Source organism: Vermiculatibacterium agrestimuris, assembly GCF_943193085.1.
Taxonomy (GTDB): domain Bacteria; phylum Bacillota; class Clostridia; order Oscillospirales; family Oscillospiraceae; genus Vermiculatibacterium; species Vermiculatibacterium agrestimuris.
This window is the reverse complement of sequence record NZ_CALPCU010000001.1, coordinates 158065-180970: the sequence shown is the minus strand read 5'-3', so window position 1 is coordinate 180970 and position 22906 is coordinate 158065. Positions and strand designations below refer to the sequence as shown.

General features: G+C 54.9%; 23 protein-coding genes. 4 read left to right on the top strand and 19 right to left on the bottom strand.

Going from position 1 to position 22906, the window contains the following annotated elements; all coding sequences use genetic code 11:
- Nucleotides 1-10: 10 nt before the first annotated feature.
- The 11 genes from NFR87_RS00910 to NFR87_RS00860 form a co-directional block, all read right to left on the bottom strand.
- Nucleotides 11-1228: an LL-diaminopimelate aminotransferase gene (locus NFR87_RS00910; RefSeq protein WP_251444980.1), complete on the bottom strand. Its 1218-nt coding sequence runs from the start codon at nt 1226-1228 to the stop codon at nt 11-13.
- 1 nt (nt 1229) lies between these two features.
- Nucleotides 1230-2045, bottom strand: coding sequence for a diaminopimelate epimerase (dapF, locus tag NFR87_RS00905; RefSeq protein WP_251444977.1), 816 nt, complete (start codon nt 2043-2045; stop codon nt 1230-1232).
- A gap of 108 nt (nt 2046-2153) precedes the next feature.
- Complete coding sequence (locus NFR87_RS00900) at nt 2154-2696, bottom strand: ANTAR domain-containing response regulator (protein ID WP_251444974.1); 543 nt, start codon at nt 2694-2696, stop codon at nt 2154-2156.
- A 45-nt stretch (nt 2697-2741) separates the two neighbouring features.
- Nucleotides 2742-4073, bottom strand: coding sequence for a type I glutamate--ammonia ligase (gene glnA, locus NFR87_RS00895; RefSeq protein ID WP_251444971.1), 1332 nt, complete (start codon nt 4071-4073; stop codon nt 2742-2744).
- A 213-nt stretch (nt 4074-4286) separates the two neighbouring features.
- Nucleotides 4287-4775, bottom strand: coding sequence for an alpha/beta fold hydrolase (locus tag NFR87_RS00890; RefSeq protein WP_251444968.1), 489 nt, complete (start codon nt 4773-4775; stop codon nt 4287-4289).
- Nucleotides 4776-5140: 365 nt separating this feature from the next.
- Nucleotides 5141-7060, bottom strand: coding sequence for a tetracycline resistance ribosomal protection protein Tet(W) (locus NFR87_RS00885; RefSeq protein WP_011526261.1), 1920 nt, complete (start codon nt 7058-7060; stop codon nt 5141-5143).
- A 508-nt stretch (nt 7061-7568) separates the two neighbouring features.
- Complete coding sequence (locus NFR87_RS00880) at nt 7569-8912, bottom strand: plasmid recombination protein (RefSeq protein ID WP_036376036.1); 1344 nt, start codon at nt 8910-8912, stop codon at nt 7569-7571.
- 320 nt (nt 8913-9232) lie between these two features.
- A complete protein-coding gene (locus NFR87_RS00875; protein WP_031583915.1) occupies nt 9233-10387 on the bottom strand; it encodes a helicase RepA family protein in 1155 nt (384 codons plus the stop codon).
- Between the two features lie 7 nt (nt 10388-10394).
- Nucleotides 10395-10715: a plasmid mobilization protein gene (locus NFR87_RS00870; protein WP_019541684.1), complete on the bottom strand. Its 321-nt coding sequence runs from the start codon at nt 10713-10715 to the stop codon at nt 10395-10397.
- Nucleotides 10715-11791 (bottom strand): site-specific integrase, encoded by a 1077-nt coding sequence (locus NFR87_RS00865; protein WP_019541685.1) that lies wholly within the window; start codon nt 11789-11791, stop codon nt 10715-10717. The genes NFR87_RS00870 and NFR87_RS00865 overlap by 1 nt, the downstream gene beginning before the upstream one ends.
- The gene (locus NFR87_RS00860; RefSeq protein WP_016412724.1) at nt 11792-11980 is read right to left on the bottom strand and encodes a helix-turn-helix transcriptional regulator; all 189 of its coding nucleotides are present in this window, start codon (nt 11978-11980) and stop codon (nt 11792-11794) included.
- A gap of 189 nt (nt 11981-12169) precedes the next feature.
- Here NFR87_RS00860 and NFR87_RS00855 point away from each other — a divergent pair, with 189 nt between their 5' ends.
- The gene (locus NFR87_RS00855) at nt 12170-12703 is read left to right on the top strand and encodes a helix-turn-helix domain-containing protein (protein ID WP_019541686.1); all 534 of its coding nucleotides are present in this window, start codon (nt 12170-12172) and stop codon (nt 12701-12703) included.
- 210 nt (nt 12704-12913) lie between these two features.
- On the opposite strand, the gene guaA is transcribed toward NFR87_RS00855, so the two are convergent.
- The 4 genes from guaA to NFR87_RS00835 are packed head-to-tail and all read right to left on the bottom strand — an operon-like array spanning nt 12914 to nt 16194.
- Entirely contained in the window at nt 12914-14455 is a 1542-nt protein-coding gene (guaA, locus tag NFR87_RS00850) for a glutamine-hydrolyzing GMP synthase (RefSeq protein WP_251444965.1), read from the bottom strand.
- Nucleotides 14456-14482: 27 nt separating this feature from the next.
- A complete protein-coding gene (locus NFR87_RS00845) occupies nt 14483-14917 on the bottom strand; it encodes a hypothetical protein (RefSeq protein WP_251444963.1) in 435 nt (144 codons plus the stop codon).
- 1 nt (nt 14918) lies between these two features.
- Nucleotides 14919-15503: a hypothetical protein gene (locus NFR87_RS00840; protein ID WP_251444960.1), complete on the bottom strand. Its 585-nt coding sequence runs from the start codon at nt 15501-15503 to the stop codon at nt 14919-14921.
- A gap of 22 nt (nt 15504-15525) precedes the next feature.
- Nucleotides 15526-16194: a hypothetical protein gene (locus NFR87_RS00835; RefSeq protein WP_251444957.1), complete on the bottom strand. Its 669-nt coding sequence runs from the start codon at nt 16192-16194 to the stop codon at nt 15526-15528.
- Nucleotides 16195-16398: 204 nt separating this feature from the next.
- Here NFR87_RS00835 and NFR87_RS00830 point away from each other — a divergent pair, with 204 nt between their 5' ends.
- Both NFR87_RS00830 and NFR87_RS00825 read left to right on the top strand, forming a co-directional pair.
- Nucleotides 16399-17079, top strand: coding sequence for a YetF domain-containing protein (locus tag NFR87_RS00830; protein ID WP_251444954.1), 681 nt, complete (start codon nt 16399-16401; stop codon nt 17077-17079).
- A complete protein-coding gene (locus tag NFR87_RS00825; RefSeq protein WP_251444951.1) occupies nt 17076-17456 on the top strand; it encodes a DUF4363 family protein in 381 nt (126 codons plus the stop codon). Before NFR87_RS00830 ends, NFR87_RS00825 begins: the two co-directional genes overlap by 4 nt.
- A gap of 38 nt (nt 17457-17494) precedes the next feature.
- On the opposite strand, the gene NFR87_RS00820 is transcribed toward NFR87_RS00825, so the two are convergent.
- Nucleotides 17495-17914, bottom strand: a complete 420-nt coding sequence (locus NFR87_RS00820; protein ID WP_251444948.1) for a YjdF family protein — start codon at nt 17912-17914, stop codon at nt 17495-17497.
- 216 nt (nt 17915-18130) lie between these two features.
- Here NFR87_RS00820 and NFR87_RS00815 point away from each other — a divergent pair, with 216 nt between their 5' ends.
- Nucleotides 18131-19255, top strand: a complete 1125-nt coding sequence (locus NFR87_RS00815; RefSeq protein ID WP_251444945.1) for a DUF6688 domain-containing protein — start codon at nt 18131-18133, stop codon at nt 19253-19255.
- Between the two features lie 88 nt (nt 19256-19343).
- Here the strand turns inward: NFR87_RS00815 and NFR87_RS00810 are convergent, their stop codons facing one another.
- From NFR87_RS00810 to NFR87_RS00800, 3 genes are all read right to left on the bottom strand, one after another.
- Nucleotides 19344-20876 (bottom strand): recombinase family protein, encoded by a 1533-nt coding sequence (locus NFR87_RS00810; protein ID WP_277613112.1) that lies wholly within the window; start codon nt 20874-20876, stop codon nt 19344-19346.
- 63 nt (nt 20877-20939) lie between these two features.
- The gene (locus tag NFR87_RS00805) at nt 20940-21281 is read right to left on the bottom strand and encodes a recombinase family protein (protein ID WP_009259823.1); all 342 of its coding nucleotides are present in this window, start codon (nt 21279-21281) and stop codon (nt 20940-20942) included.
- The gene (locus tag NFR87_RS00800; RefSeq protein ID WP_055271830.1) at nt 21268-22905 is read right to left on the bottom strand and encodes a recombinase family protein; all 1638 of its coding nucleotides are present in this window, start codon (nt 22903-22905) and stop codon (nt 21268-21270) included. The genes NFR87_RS00805 and NFR87_RS00800 overlap by 14 nt, the downstream gene beginning before the upstream one ends.
- Between the last annotated feature and the right edge of the window lies 1 nt (nt 22906).

Sequence of the window (22906 nt, the reverse complement as noted above, 5' to 3'; positions counted from 1 at the left end):
CGTTTTCCGTTTACAGGATCTCCCGAATGCGCGCCACAGCCTCTTGGGTAGCGTCGGCGTCTCCAAAGGCGGTCAGGCGGATATAGCCCTCCCCGCTGGGCCCGAAGCCCGCACCGGGGGTGGTGACCACACAGGCCCGCTTCAGCAGGACGTCAAAGAAATCCCAGGAGGAGATCCCTTTTGGCGTCTGGGCCCAGATATAGGGGGCGTTAATGCCGCCATAGACTGTGAGACCCGCGGCGGCAAGACCTTCCTTAATGATCCTGGCGTTATTGAGATAGAAAGCGATGGTCTCCTTGATCTGCTTTTGTCCCTCAGTGCTAAAGGTGGCCTCAGCGGCCCGCTGGACAATGTAGGATACGCCGTTGAACTTGGTGCCCTGGCGGCGGCTCCAAAGGGCGTTGAGCCTTGCCCCTTCCCGCTCTAATGCCTTGGGGATGACGGTATAGGCGCACCGGGTACCGGTAAAGCCGGCGGTCTTGGAGAAGGAGCGGAACTCAATGGCACAGGTCTTGGCCCCCTCGATTTCAAAGATACTGTGGGGGATACCCGGCTGCGTAATAAATGCCTCGTAAGCAGAATCGTACAGGATCACGCTCCCATGGGCGTTGGCGTAGTCCACCCACCGCTCCAGCTGCTCCTTGGTGGCGGCGGCGCCGGTGGGGTTATTGGGCGAACAGATATAGATGAGATCGGGGGCTTTCCCTGTGGGAAGCGCCGGGAAAAATCCATTTTCCGCAGTGCAGGGCAAGTACACAAGCTCCGTCCACTTCTCCCCATCATAATCCCCCGCTCTACCCGCCATGGCGTTGGTGTCCACATAGACGGGATAGACCGGGTCACAGACCGCCACAATGTTGTCCAAGCCAAAAATATCTCCAATGCTGCCACAGTCGCTCTTGGCCCCATCAGAAACGAATATCTCATCGTCGGCAACCTCCACACCGGCAGCTTTATAAGAATCCCGGATGGCGAAGCGCAGGAAGTCATAGGCGCAGCAGGTCTCCTCACAATAGCCCCGGAAGGTCTCCTTGTGCCCCATCTCCTCCACGGCCTTGTGCATCGCCTCAATAACGGCGGGCGCCAGGGGCTGTGTCACATCGCCAATGCCCAGGCGGATCAAGGGCTTGGGCGGGTTTTCCGCCGAGAAGGCCCGCACCCGGCGGCCGATCTCGGGAAAGAGATAGCCTCCCGGCAGCTTCAAAAAGTTCTGATTGATATGCGCCATGTCAATTCCCTCCTTGGAATTTGCCCTCCGGCCACTCGCCCTCAAAGACAGTGACAGCCGGGCCGGTCATATAGATGTGTCCGTCGGTCTCATCCCAACGGATGTGAAGATCGCCGCCCAACAGGGTCACGGTGACCTCCCTGCCGGTTAGGCCCTGGCTGGCACAGGCACAGACCACGGCGCAGGCCCCGGTTCCACAGGCCAGGGTTTCCCCACTTCCCCGCTCCCATACCCGCATGCGGACATGGCCGGGCGTCAGCACCTCCACGATCTCCACATTGACCCCATTGGGAAAGGCAGGATTGGGAACCGAAAGAGGCGCATGGATCTGCAGGTCAAAATCCTTTACAGACGCGACAGGAAATACAATATGAGGATTCCCCATAGAGACAGGGCGGCCCCGATACTCCATTCCCTGGCAGGTTATGGTACGGGGTTCCTCCGGGATCGGAATCCCCATATCCACGGTGACCGCCGTTACCCGTCTGTCCTGTGTGTGGAGCTCCAGCGTCTTGATCCCCGCCAGAGTCTCGATGGTGAGGGTGGTCTTATCAGTCAGTCCCCTGTCGTAGACCAGCTTGCCCACACAGCGGATGCCATTGCCGCACATCTCTCCCTGGGAACCGTCGGCGTTAAACATCTTCATCTGGAAATCTGCTCTCTCCGATGGAAAAACGCAGATGAGACCGTCGCTGCCGATGCCGAAGTGCCGGTCGGACACCGCCCTGGCCAGAGCCGGCAGGTCTGCCGGGGCCGCCTTGGTACAGTCCAGATAGACATAGTCGTTGCCCAAGCCCTGCATCTTGATAAAATGCATAGAAAACTCCCCTTTGAGTTTTGTTCTATTGATAAACGGCGGCAGTCAAGCCGTCTTGACTGCCGCCGTGAGGCGTTCACGCTGAAAGACCGCCTTTGTCCTTCTATGTCAATCGTTCCACAGGCCATCCAAAACCATTTGGGCGGTCTGTGTCAGTCGGGCGCCGGAATCCATGCTCTTTTTCTGAAGGAACCGGTGGGCCTGTTCCTCCGTCATGCTGTGACGATCCATAAGCACAGCTTTCGCCGCTTGGATCAGCGCCGTCTCCTCGCCGCTGCGCTGGGGCCGCACAAAGCGTTCCATCTTATGGGAAACCTGAAGAAGCATCCGCACCGAGGACAACAGGTCGTTCCGGGCCACCGGGGCTGCCAACTTGAATACGTTGTCGCCGCACATGAGATCCAGATAACTCTGGACTGCCAGAACCAGCACAGAGCATGTCAAGGGCAGATCCTCCGCCATGTTTTCGGCGGTCTCATCCCGCAGCTTATAGCCGCAGATAACGATGCCGATATGCTGTTTATGGATCAGTCGCTTCACTTCGGCGGCAGAGTGACAGACCAAACAGGTTGCCAGACCGGCGCCTTCCAGGATATCCCGAACTCGCTCAGCAGTTTTTTCCCCCTCGAAAGCCAGGATCACCTTTTCCATTCCCATTCACTCCTTCCCTATGAGGAGCTTACCTGGCAGAGCGGCTCAATAGATAACGATGTACTTCTCTCTCTCCCAAGAGGAGACACGGGTACGGTACTCGTCCCACTCCTTCATCTTGCCCTCAATGTAGTTCTCCGCCACATGATCGCCCAAGACAGCCATCACCAGCGCGTCGTTCTGCATGGCCTCAATAGCCTCCTCCAAAGAGCCGGGCAGGCTCTCAATGCCATGGCGCTTCCGGGTCTCGTTGTCCATCTGGAAGATGTTCTCGGTGATCTCGGGCGGCGGGGTCATCCCCTTCTCGATGCCGTCCAGACCGGCGGCCAGCAGAACAGCCAGCTCCAGATAGGGGTTACAGCAGGGATCGGGGCTGCGCAGCTCCACACGGGTTCCCATGCCCCGGCTGGCGGGGATCCGAATAAGGGCGGAGCGGTTGGAGGCAGACCAGGCCAGATAGCAGGGAGCCTCATAGCCGGGCACCAGCCGCTTATAGGAGTTGACCAGAGGGTTCGTGATTGCGGACATGCCCTTCACATGGGCCAGCAGGCCGGCGATAAAGGCGTAACACTCCTTGGAAAGGCCCTTCTCCCCGTTGGGGTCGGCGAAGACATTCTTGCCGTCCTTGAACAGGGACATATTGGTGTGCATGCCGGAGCCATTGATGCCGAAGATGGGCTTGGGCATAAAAGTGGCGTGGAGCCCGTTCTTCTGGGCCAAAGTCTTCACTGTGAGCTTGAAGGTCATGATATTGTCGGCGGTATGGAGGGCGTCGGCATATTTAAAATCGATCTCATGCTGCCCCTGAGCCACCTCATGGTGGCTGGCCTCGATCTCAAAGCCCATCTGCTCCAGTGCCAGGCAGATCTCCCGGCGGGTGCCCTCGCCGTGATCCAGGGGGCCCAGATCAAAGTAGCCGGCCTCATCGTTGGTCTTGGTAGTGGGCTTGCCGTCATCATCCGTCTGGAACAGGAAGAATTCCGCCTCGGGCCCCACGTTAAATACATCATAGCCCATCTTTTTGGCCTTTTCCAGCACCTTCTTCAGAACGCCCCGGGGGTCGCCCACAAAGGGCGTACCGTCAGGATTGTACACATCGCAGATAAGCCGGGCCACTTTGCCGTGCTGAGGCCGCCAGGGAAAGATGGTGAAGGAGTCCAGGTCGGGGTAGAGATACTGGTCGGACTCATTGATCCGCACAAAGCCCTCAATAGAGGAGCCGTCCAGCATGATCTCATTGTTGACAGCTTTCTCCACCTGGGAGGCCGTAATGGCAACATTCTTAAGCTGACCGAAAATGTCGGTGAACTGCATGCGGATGAACTCGATGTCCTCCTCTTTCACCATACGGATGATGTCTTCCTTGGTATAAGCCATTGTCAGGCTCCCCTTTCCATATTGAAGATAATGGATTCTACTCTCATACCGGGTGATACAGAAGAAGGCGCTCCGCCCATGGGGTCGGAACGCCTTCGTCCTCAACTGATATACCGAGTATACGAGTTTTTGGAGATGTTGTCAAGATTTTTTCGTAGCAAGTTCCATCTTTGTATCATCTGGCAAGGTACATGGTCTGGACACTCCACTGATTTATGCAATTTGAAAACTATTGGTTTTCAAATTGCAGTAGTAGTTGTACCACGAATCCCGTTCTGTTGGCGTGAGCGTTTCATCTGGTGCATCCACAAGATCTCCCGCAAATCCTACATCAGTGAGGTGGATGCCCCTGACCTCGTCCGGATAGCGCGCGGCGAGATAGCAGGTCACGCCCCGGCCCATGTCGCCGCCGGATGCCACATATTCTTGATAGCCCAACACTTCCGTCATGAGCCTATGCCACAATTCAGCAACTTCTGCGTTATTAAAGAAACCTTTTGCCGGCAATGTGGAAAATGCAAAACCAGGGGGTGACGGCACTACAAGGTCAAAGTCAGAAAGCAGAGAAAAGAGATATTGATCGTCTGTTCCCAGCGTCCAGTCTTCTTTTTCCATCAATTTTGGCAGTCTTGTATAACTAATTCGACGGCGAAGTTCCTCAAATTGTCGATCGTCAAAATGAATACGAAATTCTCTCCTCATTTTTAAGATCGCCCCTTCAAAGCCCGAGTTGTCATTTTCATTAGAGCCAATGTTGCCAAATCGTTGCCACAGAAGGGGGCAAGTCTTGAAAAATCCTGCTATATCGAGGCTTCCCCGTCCTCCGAAATCACTCCCACTCGTTGTTGGGCATCATATTTAACGGATTTTGCTTCATAAATTTGATACCTCATTTTTTTGATTATTTGATGTGTCCATATTATCCAGCCCTATACGATGGGCTGTTATCAAATTGTTATCGGTGGTGATAACGGGGGGTAGCAGGGTTGTTGTTTTCTCTGGTGGTTTACAACTACATTTTACCACGAAAGGCAGGGAAATGCAATAACCATCCTTGCTGTGGCGTATCAAGGAATCTTACTGAACATATGGCGCACCTTATCCAAACGGCTGTTTGGACGACGGGGCTGGATGATTGGCTCGCCGACAGTGGCCTGATACCCTTTCAGTTCCGTCAGGCACACACTCCGCCCGTTGGTGTAAAAGGCCAAATCAGTACGGTATGCCTGTATGCAACGGGCGGGAATCTCGCCAGTAAAGACAACTTCATCCTTTTTTATCTGGGCCGTTTCGATGGTGGCACAGTATTTCGGCGCATCATGATAAGCCCTGGAAAGGTATTCCTGGGGCGCATAGAGGGTGAAGGAGAGATAAGGTTCCAGCAACTGCGTCCCAGATTTCTTCAATGCCTGTTCCAATACAATCGGGGCCAATGAGCGGAAGTCCGCCGGCGTACTGACCGGGCTATAGTAAAGTCCGTATTCAAAGCAAATCTTACAGTCCGTTACGTTCCAGCCACACAAGCCTTGCCCCAAACCGTAACGGATACCATCCATGACAGCGTTTTGAAAACTCTGGTTCAGGTATCCCAGGGAAACCCGGCTCTCGTATTTTACACCGGAGCCAAGCGGGAGCGGTGTAACAGACAGTCCGATAGATGCCCAAAACGGGTTAGGCGGCACCTCGATATGGATGGTGTGACTGGCCACTTTGAGCGGCCGCTCTAAATAAATGACGGTGGGTTCCTTCACTGCTGTTTCAATCTTGTATTTTTCCGTCAGCAAAGCGGAAACAACCTCCAACTGCATCCGACCCAAAAAAGAAAGAATGATCTCATGGGTGGTGGAATCCACCTCGTAGTGCAAAAGCGGGTCAGTATCCGCAATTTGCGTAAGAGCGTCCAGCAACCGGTCTCTTTGCTCTGCCGTTTTTGGCGTAATCGTCGTCCGCAGCATAGGGAAGGGAACATCACTCCACATTTCACGAGGAAGTTGGGTTTTGTCCCCCAATATATCGTTTAATCTCAAGCTGTCGCTGGGAAGGATGACAATTTCGCCCTTATGGGCGGTATCTGTCCGAACAATCTCCCCTTTGGATGGAATACGCATCTCTGTGATTTTCAGCTTTTCTCTCCCGGCTAGGGCCACCGTATCCCGCAGACGCAGCGTTCCGCTGTATAGCCGCAGATAGACAAGCCTCTGGCCGCAATCTGTATACTCCACCTTAAAAACTCTACCGCACAGGGCGGCGCTCCCCTGTTCCTTGGTCGATTGGAACAGCCCTATCACCGCATCCATCAACTGTTGAATGCCAAGGCCGTTTTTGGCGCTACCATGATAGACCGGGAGCAGGGAGGCGTCTTGAACTCGCCGCTGTTCTTCTTGCGCAAGTTCTTTCTGACTGATTGATTCTCCTGCGATATACTTTGCCAATAACTCATCGTTATTTTCGATGACCGAATCCCACACCTCTGCACTAGTGTTTTCTGTCAGAGTTATTTTCGAGGACAGCGACACTGTCTGCTTGATGATAATATCAGCGGAGAGCTTATCCCGAACAGACTGATATACGCTCTCCAAATCAATGCCAACCTGGTCGATCTTGTTGATAAAGATAATGGTGGGGATGTTCAATTTCCGTAGGGCATGGAACAGAACACGGGTCTGGGCCTGCACGCCATCTTTAGCGGAGAGCACCAAGATGGCCCCGTCCAAAACAGCCAGAGAGCGGTATACCTCTGCCAAGAAATCCATGTGGCCGGGAGTATCCACAATATTGACTTTACAACTGTGCCACTGGAAAGAAGTGACTGCCGTTTGAATGGTAATTCCACGCTGCCGCTCCAAAAACATAGTGTCCGTTCTCGTTGTCCCTTTTTCGACGCTCCCCGGCTCTGAAATGGTTCCGCTGGCATACAGCAGGCTTTCTGTCAGTGTCGTCTTGCCCGCATCTACATGGGCAAGAATCCCGATATTGATAATGTTCATGTCTATCCTCCATACAAGGCCCAAAAGGGCGCAAAAATCCCCAGCGGCAAATACTTTTACCGCTGGGGATCATGACTTCGGATACATAGAAACGCATTCAGCTAACATGAGCCGTTATCCGTCACGATATTTGATAAAAAGGCAAAAGCATTCTTAAATTGGGTACAAAAACCAAGCCCCTGCAAGGGGCAATTATTTTTGTGCCCATTATCAAATTTTATTTAAGAATACCTTGCCGCATGTTGAATAGACTCCTCAAATCAGGATGACAGCAGTATAGCATAGCACACTCTAAAATGCAAGAAGTTTTTACCCGCTGTCCCAAATAAATCAGGAGGGCATTCACCGGGACACCCTCCGATTTGGGGCCTCATGCGCAAATAATTTCTGTGTCCACGATTTCCGCCGCACACGCCCGAATATTGTTAGTCCCTCTGCAACTCATACCACAGACCGTTGCCCTCGTCAAAGATGTACTTTTCCATGAAATTACCTCCATTTTTTGTGATTATCGTGCGCCTACCCTTATTTTTGACCTTGCACCCCATTTCTGCTCCTTTTCGACCTGTTCCTGCTGGTAAGCTGCCTCCAGTATCCTGTCCGCCTGTTCCGGGCCAATGGCCCGTCTGACCCGCTCATAGTCCCTGACTTGCCCTTTCAAGCCGTCCCTCTCGGCACAAACCTCATAAATCCTGGCTGACAGGGAGCCGTTCTTACTGACCTCACGATCATAGGCGCTCTGCAACCGCTCAAACTTGCTCTTGAGGTCGAAGTAGGCCCGGTAGACGGAGCGCAGCACCTTGACGATCTTCTCCCAAAGGGGCTTGGCCTTTTTCTCCCGGTAGGACTTGGCCGATTCCAGCGGCCCCGCCTCCGGCAGCGTCCGCTCCGGGTCGTCGGAGAAGTCCGCCGCCAGTTTCTCCATGCCCTTGAGCAAGGGCGCTACATCGTCCAGCTTAGCCCTGGCCTGGGCCGCTTTCTTCTCAGCTGATGCTGCCTCCTTATTCTTTTTGTCGGCCTCAACCTGGGCCAGCGCCGACACCTCTTGAAGCTGTGCAAGCCGTTCCTGCTCACGCTCCGTCTTGAACTGCGTAACAGTCAAATGTTCTTCGGAACTACCACGTTCCCCACGCTCTACATCGTCATAGCCAGCGGAGCGCATATGCTCAAAGAAATCATCTTGCAGGACACTGTACGACTTTCGTAGAACGGGTTTGCCCTTAGCTGTGCGTAACGGCTCCCCGGTAGTTTCGTCCAGAATGGGCTTGGACGCCCACTTCTTGCTCATGCTCACCTGCATGATCGTTTCCTTGACCTTGCCCACCAGGGACTTGTCCTTGCACCGCTTTGTCCAGCGTATCTCCTTCTCCACTACCGGGATATAAACCACATGGAGGTGGTAGTGGTACACGTCCTCCCCCAGCGCCTCGGACATGGCCCGGTTGCGCTCGTCAGCGTGCATGACCGCCGACAAAATATACTGCTCTCCGCCCACGATTTTGATTGCGGCTTTATAGGCTTCGGTGTAAAATTGTTTTGCGAAGTCATACCCGCCGTGATTGTAGAAGTAAGCGGAGTTTACATCAAAGACCAACTCACCGTATCGAAAGGCATCCTCCTTGATGCCACGGGTGGAGATCACGCCGTCGGCCTCCATTTGAGCAAACATCTCCCGATACCCGGCAGACGGGGTTTTGAAATGGACATTGAGCGGCGTCCGCTCCAGTACAATGTCCTGATTGACATAGGAATCCTTCTCACGCTCGTTGTGCTGCTGGGTGTTACCGATCTTGGTTTCGGTCAGCCTCATATTTCTTGCGTTGGTACGGTCAATACCGTCGCCTCTCGCCATAGGCAAAAATCCTCCTGTTTCAGATGTTGGGTTGTTGAAAGAGGACGGGGGTTCGGGGGAGGCACTTCCTGCAGGAAGTGTAATAACCCACTATGACACTTTCATCCCTTCGGTCTGCAAAGTGTCGTGGGCTCTCCGAGGGGGTGTGGGGGCTTTGCCCCCGGCAACTGCGGTTGCCTCCCCCAGCAGGGCCGCCCTTTGAAAAGGGCACCCTGCACCCCGCCTAAACTTTGCTGCTCCCCGTGACAGCCGTGACGACCGTGACGATGTTTCAGACACCGCCGCCACTCTCAAAAAAGCCGTCACAGCCGTCACGGTCGTCACGCCTGGGACGGTTCCAGCGTCAGGCTGATACTTCTCCCGGCGTGGCTCCTGCTGTTCTCATAGCGGATGTGGTAGTCTATCAGCAGCTTCCCGGCCCGGACGTTTAGCCGCATCGCCAGGGCGTTGGGCTTCATGTCGGTCTGGAGCGCCGCTACCAGCTCGGTGGCCGTACCACCCCAGGTCGGCTTCTCCGCCGTCACAAGGGCGGCTATGGCCTCCAGCACCGGGTCGGGCGGCTCTGTCCATGCCTCCGTTTCCGTACGCTCCAGCGTCCATATCAGCCGTTCCTTGTCCCTGGTAAGATAGAATCGCTGGTCTTGCTGGTCACGCCCGGCCACGTCCAGAACGGCGCTGCCGTCTGTCCGCTTCTCCTTTTGAAGAAGAAAGGCCCCGTCCGCCGCTCCCAGCAGACCGTTGGTGCCGGAGATCATATCGAATTTGTCATCTGCCTGTTGCTTTCGAGTGTGGTGTACCAGCAGGAGGCAGACGCCGCAATCATCGGCAAGGCGTTTCAGCTTACCCACCACCTCGTAATCGTTGGCGTAGCTGTACTTATCCCCACCAGCCTCCCGGATTTTCTGGAGGGTGTCAATGATAATCAGCTTGGTGTTCGGGTGTTCCCGGACGAACTTCTTTAGCTGTTCCTCCAGGCCAACGCCAAGCTGTTTGGCGTAGACCGCAAAGAGCAGATTGTCGGTGCCCTCTGTGCCGAACATTCGGTATAGCCGCCCCTGCAAGCGGCGGTGGTCGTCCTCCAACGCCAGATAGAGGACAGTCCCCTTGTGGACAGGGTAGCCCCACAGGGGGAGGCCCATGCTGACATGGTAGGCAAGCTGGGCCATCAGGAACGACTTGCCCACCTTGGGCGCTCCCGCAAAGAGGTACGTCCCAGGGTAGAGCAGACCGTCTATTACGGGCGGTCTGCTCTGGTAGATGTTCTGGTAAAGGTCGTTCATGGAAACTGTGTGGAGGTAGGCTGGGTCGTTCATGCGCCGCATATCCCGGAGCATTTCCTCTAAATCTTTCTCTTGGGGGTTGTTTTCAGCCGTTTCCTCTGCTATACTTTGGGTAGTTGTTTGAGAATTGGGCTGTTCCCCGTCTGCGCCAACAGACGGAACCGGGACAGTCCTTTTCGTTTCTCTGGAATCCATCAATCTATCAATCCTCCTTCATGCCGCCCAGCGTCACTGAGATAAGGTCAATGGTGGCGAGAAGTTCATCCCCCACGTCGCCCCCGGCCTCAATGCGCCGCAGTTCCCCCAGGACGGCGGCGAGTTGGTCACGCAGGGCCTTGTAGACCCTGGGATTGCCCTGCACCACCACGGCCCGGTCTAAGAGCCGCCGGGTGATGTAGTCCTGCTTCGTCAGGCCAGAGAGCCGCACAGCGGCGTCAATCTGCTTGTTTTCCTCCGGGGATACCCGGAAGGCCACGGTCTTGTTCCTCCAGCGGTTGTGAGTGTCCAAATTCTTAGCTGACATTACGCTCCCATCCTTTCAAAGTCCAATTTGTCTGCCATTTCCGTCTGTTTGGACGGAAACAGGTGGGCATAGCGATAGGTGATCTCGATACTCTCATGCCCCACACGGTCAGCAATCGCCACAGCGGAGAAGCCCATGTCAATCAGAAGTGAGATGTGCGAATGCCGGAGGTCGTGGATTCTGATACGCTTGACCCCTGCCGACTTCGCCCCTCTGTCCATCTCATGGTGGAGATAGCTTTTCGTGATGGTGAAAATGCGCTCCTTCTTCTTGATACCGTAGAGCATCCCCAGGTAATCCTTCATCTCGTCACAGAGGAAGTTGGGCATTTTAATGGTGCGGTTGCTTTTCTTCGTCTTTGGCGTGGTAATGACGTCCTTGCCGTGGAGCCGCTGATAGGACTTGCTGATTTTCACCGTCCCGGCCTCAAAGTCAAAGTCTGCCGGGGTCAGGGCCAGCAGTTCCCCCTCCCGAATACCACACCAGTAGAGCATTTCAAAGGCGTAGTAGGAAACGGGCTTGTCCATCATGGCATCTGCAAACTTCTGGTACTCCGCTTTCGTCCAGAACAGCATTTCCTTCCGTTCCTCTGACCCCATGTTCCCAGCCTTGGCGGCGGGATTGGAGCGCAGCTCATAGAAGCGGACAGCGTGATTGAAGATGGCGCTAAGCTGGTTGTGCAGGGTTTTGAGGTAGGTAGCCGAGTAGGGCTTGCGCTTCTCGTCCCGGTAGGCCAGCAACTCGTTCTGCCATGCGATCACGTCCTTGGTGGTGATCTCGCTAATCTTCCGCTTGCCAAAGTAGGGCAGAATTTTCTTCTGGATGATGTTCTCCTTGGTCAGCCAGGTGTTCTCCTTGAGCCGGGGTTTCATATCCTTGGTGTAAAGCTCGGTAAAGGCTTCAAAGGTCATATCCAGGTCGCCGGAGGTCTGCATCTGGAAACTGCGCTCCCACTCCTGGGCCTCCCGTTTGGTGGCAAAGCCACGCTTGCACTTCTGTTTGCGCTCCCCCGTCCAGTCCTGATACCGCACCATGACGTACCATGTTCCTCTTGCTTCGTCCTTAAAGACTGGCATTTAGTTCCCTTCCTTTCTGGCCCCGTAGAGCCGTTCGTTGAAATACTGGCGGTTGACCCGCCCTGCGATGGTGATGAAGCCCTTGTCCTTCAATTCTTCGTTGAGCTGCCGGATGAGTTTATAGGCGTAGGGCTTCGATACACCCAGCTCGTCCGCAACTTCTTCCGCCCGGATGAATCTGTTCTCCATATGGATTCCTCCTTTCTTTTGATTTAACGCTATTTGCTTAACGTAGTCCTATTATACTAACTCTATTCCGTTATGTCAAGACCTTCCAACGAGAAAATATAAACAAATTTATTTATTTTTCTCTTGACTGGTCTAAACATATCTGTTATACTTCAAGTGTCCCCATTACATAGATTGGAGTTGGCAGTTATGGCGATTGGTGAACGTATTCGTTTCTTCCGCAACATGAAGGGCATCACACAGAAGTATCTTGGCATGGTGGTGGGTTTCCCGGAACGCTCCGCCGATGTGCGTATGGCACAGTATGAAACCGGGAGCCGCACCCCCAAGGCCGACCTGACAAAGACCCTGGCTGACTTCTTTGATATTTCCCCTGATGCCCTGACCGTCCCTGACATAGATACCGACATCGGCCTGATGCACACCCTCTTTGCTTTGGAGGATATTCGGGGGCTGACTATTGGGGAGATTGACGGCGAGGTTTGTCTGCGTCTGGACAAATCCAAAGGCAAGACCTATGCCAATATGCTTGATATGCTGTCCGCCTGGGCGGAGCAGGCCAAGAAGCTGGAGGCCGGGGAGATCACCAGGGAGGACTATGACCGCTGGCGGTACAACTACCCCAAGTACGACACCACCCTGCGGTGGGCAAAAGTTCCCTCACAGGAATTGAGTGATTTCCTGGTGGATGCACTCAAAGATAGCCCCGATACTGATGAATAGACAGCAAAAGCCCTTACCGACGTTGCCATCGGTAAGGGCTTTCTAATATGGTTGTCCTCACTTATAAGCCGCAAAAGAACATTCTTTACCCGCAATCCACTGGGGATACAGAATGATACGGCCTATGGGGAGCGTTATCAAATCGTTATCAAAAGAGAGATATAAAACCGCAAAATCGTTGTGCCGCAACGGGTTCGGAGTTTCAAAAACTCACTCCCACTCCACCGTGGCCGGGGGCTTGGACGTGATATCGTACAAGACCCGGTTAATGTGGGGCACCTCATTGACGATGCGGACGCTGACCCGGTCCAGCACCTCGTAGGGGATCCGCGTCCAGTCCGCCGTCATGAAATCGCTGGTGGTCACACTGCGCAGGGCGATGGCCTGGTCGTAGCTGCGCCCATCTCCCATAACGCCTACCGAGCGCAGGTTGGTCAGCACGGCGAAATACTGGCTCATCGTCCCCTCAAGCCCCGCCTTTGCCACCTCATCCCGGAAGATGAAGTCGGCCTGACGGAGAATATCCGCCTTCTCCTTGGTGACCTCGCCAATGATGCGAATGGCAAGGCCGGGCCCCGGAAACGGCTGACGGGATACCAGATACTCCGGCAAGCCCAGCTCCCGGCCCAGCTGGCGCACCTCGTCCTTAAAGAGCATCCGCAAAGGCTCGATGATCTCCTTAAAGTCCACATAGTCAGGCAGTCCGCCCACATTGTGGTGGGATTTGATGACGGCGGCGTCCCCCAGGCCAGACTCGATCACATCGGGATAGATGGTGCCCTGTACCAGATAGTCCACCCTGCCGATCTTCTTGGCCTGCGCCTCAAAGGCCCGGATGAACTCCTCCCCGATGATCTTTCGCTTCTGTTCCGGCTCGGTAACTCCGGCCAGTTTTCCCAGAAACGTCTCTTCTGCATTGACGCGCACGAAATTGATGTCCCACTTGGAAAACGCCTGCTCCACCTCATCTCCCTCATGGAGGCGCATCAGGCCGTGATCCACAAATACGCAGGTGAGCTGACTGCCCACAGCCTCCGCCACCAATGCGGCGGCCACCGAGGAGTCCACTCCGCCGGAGAGGGCCAGGAGAACCTTGCCCTGCCCCACCTTCTCCCGCACCAGGCGGATGGCGGTCTGCTTATAGTCCCCCATGGTCCAATCTCCCTTGGCGCCGCAGACCTCGTAGAGGAAGTTTCGGATCATGGCGGTTCCGTTTTCGGTATGGTTGACCTCCGGATGGAACTGGACGCCATAAAAGCCCCGGGTCTCATCGCAGATGGCCACATTGGGGCAGGCCTCGGAATGTGCCATGAGGGAAAATCCCTCCGGTACCCGCTCCATATAGTCCCCGTGGCTCATCCAGGTGACGCCCTTCTCCGGCAAACCTTTGAACAGTTTGCAGGAGGTGTTGAAAACGGTCTCGGTTTTGCCGTACTCCCGAGCGGTGTCCGCTTGGGCGGCAGTGACCCGGCCGCCCAGATTGTGGGCGATGAGCTGGCAGCCATAGCAGATGCCCAGAATGGGCACTCCCATTTGAAACAGACCGGGGTCGGCCTGAGGCGCCTTGGGATCGTATACACTTCCAGGCCCGCCTGTGAAAATGATGCCGATGGGCTCCATGGCCCGGAGCTCCTCAAGGGACACAGTGCAGGGCTTGACTTCACAATAGACCCCACATTCCCGCACCCGGCGGGCAATGAGCTGATTATACTGACCGCCGAAGTCTAATACGATAACTGTTTGACGCGCCATACCCATGGCCTCCCTTATCTTTCCTTCTCAATCGTAGTATGTGGGCTGGATGACCCGTTTTTCCCCCAACTCCTCAGGGGCGCCTCCCACAGGCGATCTCCCCGCCTGATCGGCCGACCACAGGAACGCGTCCAGCTCTCCATGTTCAAAGTAGAGGTTCTGCTCTACCTTCTCCTCGTCCCGGACAGGCAAAAAGGCAGACAGCTTTACCGCCCGGTGGCCGCACTGGGGACACCGGTAAGCGATGATGCCGCAGGCATACATGCCCGTTGGGATCTCCGCCTTGCGCTCCACAGGGATGAGGTGCTTGATATAATATTCCGGCTCTCTGTGAGGTACAAAGTGGCCCACCCGCTGCTCCGGCATGGCATAGAGCTGCTTTCGGATGATCTCCATCTCAGTGGTACATTCACTGCACCAGTCGTCGTGGAACTTCTCCCGCAGCTTTCGAAACAGTGCCATCTTACTTCGCCGCCTGGGCTCCCGCGGTCACCAGGGTCTCCGCCATCAGGTCGGCTTTCGAGATGCCGGTGAGAATGTAGTCGCTGTCCATCCGCCAGCGCTTATTGGAGGTAAAGGTATTCACCCGGATCTTCATACCGTCCACGGTAAAGAGAAAACTCACCCGGCTGCTCCCCTCCAGGAAACCCGCGCCGCCCCGGCCGTCGTCCACACAGACGTTGCTCAGCGCGCTGGCGGGCCGGACATATGCCTTGGTGGGATTCCAGCGAAACAGAAGGGCCACCTGGGCGTGAACCAGATCCACCACCACGGTGCAGCCATCGGCGTTAAAGGTGTGGTTGGGCACAAAGCCGGTCTCTTCCAGGCCCGCGAGAGTGCGCCCCTTGGTCTTATCATAAAATTTCCGCCCCAGGAACCCCCACCAGGCCACTGCCAGGCCAAAGCCCAGGATACTGAGGATAAGCCCCACCTGCTCCGGCAGCATGACCCCCAGCACGACGGCCAACACCATGACCACAAATGGGCCAAAAATGTTCAAAAGCAAATAGAGGGGGTTGATCTTTTGCATCTTTTCTACGGTTTCCATGTCTTTTCCTTCTTTCATAAAATTAGTCCCAATCGGACTTTTTATTCTTTTTCCGGACAAAATAGGCGGGGAAAATGCCCAGTTTGGAGCCCAGCATGTGGAGCAGAGGCATTACGACCACTATGGTGGCCAGCTGAACCATAAGTACGGGCGTCTCCGTGGCTTGTTCCTCGTTGAGCACCGCCGTATCCCCCACCATGTCCACGTAAAAATCCGTACGGCTCAAGGGCTCGCTGTGCTGGATCTGATCCAGGAAGGTCTCACTGCTGGTCAGATCCTCATAGACCACCCGGCCAAGGGGCAGGCGCTTGTCTGTGGTATAGTAATCGTCCCCGCCCAGCATCTGGACGCTCTCCTCATTGATCCAGGCGGCCACCAGTTCCCCGGAGGGAAGGGTCAGCGCCTGAAAATATTTCCCGCCGTAATAGCCCGCGCCTCGGTTGCGGTACTCAATACCGGGAGAGATCACGGTAAAGGTATCGTGACTCAGAAGGTCTTGCACGCTCTGTGCCTGAAAGACCTCCTCCCCCGCCGCACCGCCGATCTCACCGTCCACCGGCTTGTGTGCCTCCACCTGGGCGGCATAGTTCTTCTCCGCTAAGATCCCGGCCACCTTTCCTGTGCCCATAGATACTAAAAAAGCCAGGGCCAGGCAGAGCCAAATATCAAAGGGCAGCAGTCTTCTCCTCATGGTTCCCTTCCTCCTTAAATCTTTATAATGTCAACAGGGTCTCTCTCATAGCCGCCTCCTGCCTTTTCTGTCCATTTTATGATCCGTATTATTTTATCTCAAATGTGGGCATATGGCAATACGAAATTTCCCCGGACTTTTCCCTCATATTGCCCCCAAAAACGGCCATACTGGACAGGAGAATATCTGCGAGGAGGCTTCCGCATGGTCATTGCCTTTTTCCGAACTATCATCTTATACCTGCTCATTATCGCGGGCATCCGGCTCATGGGCAAGCACCAGGTGGGCGAGCTGGAGCCCTCCGAACTGGTGCTCGCCCTCCTCATTGCCGATCTGGCCGCCGTACCCATGCAGGACTTCGGGATCCCTCTCATTTCCGGCGTCATCCCCATCCTCACGCTGCTTTCCATGACCATGCTCATCTCCATGCTGTCCATGAAGAGTATCCGTTTCCGGGCCCTGCTGTGCGGGCGGCCCTCCATCATCGTGGAAAACGGCAAGCTCCACCAGCGGGAGATGGCCAAAAACCGGTTCACGGTAGACGAGCTGATGGAAGAGCTGCGGATGAAAGGGATCACCGACATCTCCACGGTGAAGTACGCCATTTTGGAGACCAACGGCCAGCTCTCTATACTCCCTTACGCCGGGGAAAAGCCCCCCACCGCCAAGGATATGGCCCTCTCCCCGGAGGACGGCGGGCTGCCCCTTATCATCATCAATGACGGACGTATTTTGGAGCACAACCTGAAGACCAGAGGCTATGACCTGAACTGGCTGGAAAAGCAGCTCCACTGCCAGGGCGTCAAAAAAGCGGAGGAGGTCTACCTGCTGACGGCAGACGAAGGCGGGCGGGTCTATTTTTCCCGCAAGGAGGAAAAAGGATGAAGCGGATCTGGATCGCACTGGCCATTCTGCTGGCTGTCCTATGCGCCACACTGTATCACAGCGTTTACCTGAGTCATTTCACCCAGGATCTGTCCTCTCTGCTGGAGGCGGCGGAGACAGAGGCAGAGAGCGGAGATTGGGACAAGGCGGCAGCCCTCACCCAAACCGCCCAGGACAAGTGGGCACAGCGGGAGTGCTATCTCCACATCACGCTTCGCCACGATGTGACCGACAATATCTACACCGACTTCCGGGAGGTATGGGAGTTTCTCCACTGTCAGGAGTCTGGAGAATACTCCGCCGCTAACGCCCGGCTCATCGCGGGACTGGAGCTTCTCTCCGAGGCGGAACGGCTGACCCTTCAAAATGTGCTCTGAGGGAAAAGAGGCGCCTTCCATCAGGAAGGAGCCTCTTTTCAATGCCCTCGATGCTTTTTCCGTTTCTTCTCCTGGCGCAGTTGGAACTGCCGTTCCTCCTCCGCCTCCCGTTCTGACCGGGACTTTTCCCTGCGGATCGTCTTTCCCTCCTGGTGCTGAAGCTTCAACGCCTCCTGGGCCTTGGTGCCCACCGGAGCCCTGGTCAGCTGCCGGGCCGCCTCCCGTCTGGCCCGCTTGGGGTTTGGGCGGGAAAGCCTCGACCTCCCGCCCGGCAGAGCGGGCGAAAACGCCAACTCCCGCCAACGGGCGAGCAAAAGCTGATAGACCTCGCAATCCCGCGGCTCGGCGCCGAAGGTGAGTTTGCAGACGGAGTAGTCCGCACCCTCCCAGCGCTCATACAGTCCTACCCAGAAGGGGTCGTCAAAGTAGACCGTGAATGTACAGACGTCGCATTCCATAGAGCATCCTCCTTTTTTGCGCTTTCCCGGGGAAGGGACAACCAAGGAGGCAGGTTACTGACAGCTTTCGCCGCGCCCGGACTACCCGACCGGGCCGTGTTTTTATCCCCATGCGCTGTGGAACGCTTCTATCATAGCGGCCCGCCGCCCATTTTGTCAAGGTTTTTGACTTGAGGAGGAAAAAGGTGTATCATACCTTCCAGGGGAGGGCTTACTATGGAAGACTTGATACAAATATTCTACTTTATCCTGGGCCTTCTCCTGCTCTTTGCCCTTTTGGTGGTGCCCCTCATCCTCACTGTCTGCAATATCTATAACCTTTTTGCGAAGTCTCCCTTTCGTTCTCAGGTCGTGGACGGTCTCACGTTCGTGTTGGGCCCTGCCTACATGTGGTTTTTATCGGCAGTCTGGTCTGCCCCGGAATGGGATGTACCCCTCTGGACAAATATAGAGCCCTACTTTCACACGCCTCTGGCCTCCCGGCACCTGCCCACCCTTCTGGCTCTGGCGGCCTGGGCCTGGCTGTCCTACTATCTGCTCCGGTTCCCCAAAAAGCCTCTGCCTCCTCTGCCCACGGCGCTGTGTATCTCCGGCCTGGAAGCCGGCGCCGTCCTTACCGTCGTCTATATTGTCCAGCTTTCCCCCCATTGGCTGGAGGGCGTCTTTATGCCCCCTGACGTCGTTTACATGCTCCTCTTTCCCATCAATTACCTTCTCTGCTCCGCCCGGCTCCTCCGCCGCGTCATTACGGCCCAGACCGAGCGGTTCCGGGCCGCACCTCCCAAAGGCGCACCCTTTCTGGATGCCTGTCAACAGCTTCTCACCCATAGCTTAGGGTGGATGGGCGCCGGATTTCTGCTCGCCCTTCCTCTGCTGGCGATCCTGCTGGGCGTTCTCGCGCTCTTTGGCCAGGCCCCTGACGCCGCCGTCCGGGCCTTTACCGAGACCAGCGACTGGGCCTTGTCCCAGAATATCTCCCCGCCGCCCATAGAGTACCACGGTCACTATCTATGCACCGTAGCAGTGGGCGGACATCCCCGGTTGGTCAAGCCCACCCGGCAGGGCATCCGCCACGGGCAGCGTATCATGGTCAACCGCCAGCTGTGCGTGGCCAACGCCTTTGAGCAGCTGCTCATGGAGCGCGCTCCCCGGCTCCACAAGGCAGTGCGGGGCTTTTACGACAACCACGGCTATCCCCTCTCCCAGAAGATCACCACACCTCTGCGAGCCGACATCACCTATCTGCTGATGAAACCGCTGGAGTGGCTGTTCCTTCTGTGTCTCTACACCTTCGACGAAAAGCCGGAAAACCGCATCGCCATGCAGTATACCGGGAAATAAAAAACGCCCCGCCAAAGGGCCGGACTTATAAGGAAGTATTTTATGTAGGGTACGGAGCGACTCGCTATGAGTTGCTCCGTATTCCTTTTTATGCCGGGATTCTGGTGGCTTCTTTGGGTTGAAGTTCGTCCATGAGTTTCTGTATCTCCTGCTCCGTGGGAACATCAATCATTCCCACGCCGGTGAAGTAGATATCCACCTTCACATGGCAGTGCCCGTCGTACTTGTCGTTGTTGTGGATTTCGATGCGGCGGATCAAGGTGTTTACCAGCTCAGGGGTTAGCGTCCTGACCTCAGAGAATTTCCGAAGGGTTTTCAGCAGCAAACGGAGGTCTACCTTGTTCTGCTCGGCAGTACGGAACTTTTCTTTTGCTTCAGATAGCTGTACCGTTAACTGCTTCTGCTCAGCTTCATAGCTCTCGGTCATTTTCATAAACCGCTCATCGGTGATTTTTCCATCCATGTTCGCTTCGTACAGTCCTTGGATTGCTCTGTCTATCTGCTGGATGCGGCGCTCTCCATTCTCGACAGTAGTTCGGAGCGTTTGCAGATCCGCCTGTCTGCCCACACTCTGCTTCTGTGCCATCAGGTAGAGGAATACTGGCTCATAGCAGCGGATGAAATCAGACAGGTCACTGACAGCTTCCAGCACGATTTTCTCCAGTACCACATCCCTGATATAGTGGATTTTGCACTTTCCCCGTCCGTCCTTGTAGTTAGAGCATCTCCAGAACTCCTGATTCCGTTTCAGACTTTTAGCGGCGCAGAAGTGGAGCTTCGCTCCGCAGTCCGGACAGAATACCAAGCCGGAAAACAGGCTCTTTCTGCCTGTGGCTGTAGGTCTGCGTTTATTCTGACGCAGCTCCTGTACCCGCTCCCACAGCACTTCGGAGATGATAGCTTCCTGTGTATCGGGAATGATTTGCCACTCTTCCTCCGGTTTATAGACCGTCTTGTGTACCTTGTAGCTGACTGTGGTTGTCTGAAAGTTCACCGTACAGCCGGTATACTGACGATTGGCTAAGATGTTCTCCACGGTACTGCTTGACCATTGGTACGGTTCGGCGGGAAGAGGGTTGCTGACCTTTCTCCCCATAGAGTGATAGTAAGCTGTAGGAACTAAAATCTGCTCCTTTTCCAACTGCTTGGCGATTTGCAGCGGTCCTCTTCCGGCAAGGCACAAGTCGAAGATTTTTCGTACCACCTCGGCGGCTGGATCGTCTATGACCCATTGTTTTGGGTTAGCTTCGGACTTCTTGTAGCCATAGGGCACAGAGGAAGAAATACGCTCGCCCTTTGCTGCCTTGGACTGCCACACCGCCCGTATCTTCTTGGAGGTCTGGGCAGCGTACCACTCGTTGAAGATGTTGGAAAAGGGCATCAGCTCTGTTCCGGTGTTGCTGCAGGTATCCACATTCTCCTGAATGGCGATGAAACGGATGCCAAGCGTGGGGTATTGGATTTCAAGATATTTGCCCACTTCAAGATAGTTTCTGCCGAAGCGACTGAGGTCTTTGACAATGATTGTTGAGATCTCGCCAGCTTCCGCCATGCGCTGCATCCGCTGAAAACTCGGACGCTCGAAGGTCGTACCGGAGATTCCGTCGTCTCCTGATGTCAAGAGAAAACCAAAGAAATTAAAGAATTTTTCATCACTTTTTATCGGTCTGTGTCAAATCAGGAATCATAATCCACGGCACATTAAATCTGTGACGGAGAACACGCCAATACCAGCGGAGTTCAAATCAGCAATCAGTTCCATCACCCAACCACTATCCCTGCCCAGACGGGCAAAGTCTTTTATCAACAGAGCGTCGGCCCGTCCTTGCCGAACAGCTTCAAGAAAATCATTCAGCCCAGGCCGGTCAAAGGTCAGGCCGCTGGCCTCGTCCTGGGATTCTCCCACAACATTGAGCTGATGCTTTTCTGCAAAGCTGCGAAGATAGTTCATCTGATTTTCCAAAGCCCATGTATCAGGTGAGGCAACGCGCCCATAGAGCCAATATCGTTTCTTATCCCTGTTCACGCTCCGCAGCCTCCTTTTTTGTGGTATCGGCAAGTAGCCGTTGATATTCGTCCCCGCATTTCCAAACGATCTCGATAGAAGTAGAACTGTAAATGTAGATGTTTTGGATCAGCAAATCCACCAGCTCCCGTGTCAATGTCCTGACATTGGTATAGGGAATGATGTTGTAGGTGGAGAGTTCTTCTTCCTTTGCCCGCCGTTTGGCATCCCCCAGCTCTTTGATTTTGGTTTCAAGCCGCTGGATATGTTTTTCGCACTGTCCTCGCTTATGCTGGTAGTCCTCCGCGCTGACTTTGCCGGACACCATATCCTCAAAAGCCGCCATCTTTTCCTGCTGGCGCATTTGGATTGAGTTCTGGTGTGCTTTGATCTGCCGGTCAAGGCGTTGGTTGTAACGGGTATCTTTTGCGGACTGGCGCTGCTTCGCCTGAACCGCCCCTCGGACAAGCTGGGCCATCATGCGGATAGCTGCCAAAACCGTCTGTTCCAACTCCTTTTCATCTATCCTGTCCTGTGGGCAGCCTATATCCGGCTTATACCTGTCGGTCCGGCACACATAGCAGGGGTGGGCAGATTGCAGCCGCTCCATCGCAAGCCCACAGTGGCCGCACCGGATCTTCCGATAGAAAACCCGTGTGCTTTCCCCGGCAGAGCCGGGATGGGAGTTGCGGTTCAGGCTCTTGGCCGTATTGAAAATCTCCTGCGTTATGATTGCCGGGAACGCTCCATCCACAACCGTCCACTGATCTTCTGTGACAGCCTTGACCCGGCTGGAGCCTACCTTTTTCCGGGTGGTCTTGCCATAGATCGCTTTGCCGGTGTACCGCTCATCATCCAGTATCTTGCGAACCATAGCAGAAGTCCAGTAGTTTTTGCTCTGGTCTACACAGTTCCACCTCCGGTTTACTTTTTGGAGCCGTTTTCTTTGCAGCGGGGTCAGTACCCCTTCTGTATTAAACTTTCTGGCAATTTCCGTAGTAGACAGGCCGCTGGTAAAGAGGTCAAACACACGCCGGACCACGGCGGCGGCATCCTCGTCCACCAAAAGAGTGTGCTTATTCCCAGGCGCTTTCTGATAGCCAAAGAACGCATAGGGGGCAACACAGTAGCCTTTTTCGGCAAGCTGCTTTTTGGTCGATCTCACTTTTTCCGACAAGTCCTTGCTGTAAAGGTCGTAGATCACATTTCGGAAGGACACATCAATCAAGCCCGCAGAACCGTACTTGTGATCCTTGCTGTCGTAGGAATCATTGATGGCGATAAATCGCACGTCCAGGAAAGGGAAAATCTGTTCCAGATAGTCTCCAACCACGATATAGTCGCGGCCAAACCGAGACATATCCTTGACGATGATGCAGTTGATCTTCCTCTGGCGTACCTGTTCGAGAAGCCGCCGGACGGCTGGCCGCTCCATGTTCGTCCCAGAATAACCGTCGTCACAAAATTCGAGAATCTGCGCCCCGGCAAATTCAGGCCGCAGCTCAATGAAACGGCGGATGTAGGCACGCTGATTGACAACGCTGTTGCTTTCGTTTTTTTCATCGGACAGGTCGCCGTCCTCGGCGGAGAGCCGGATGTAAATGGCGATCACATAGTTCAACATCTGCTGTAAGACCTCCGGCATC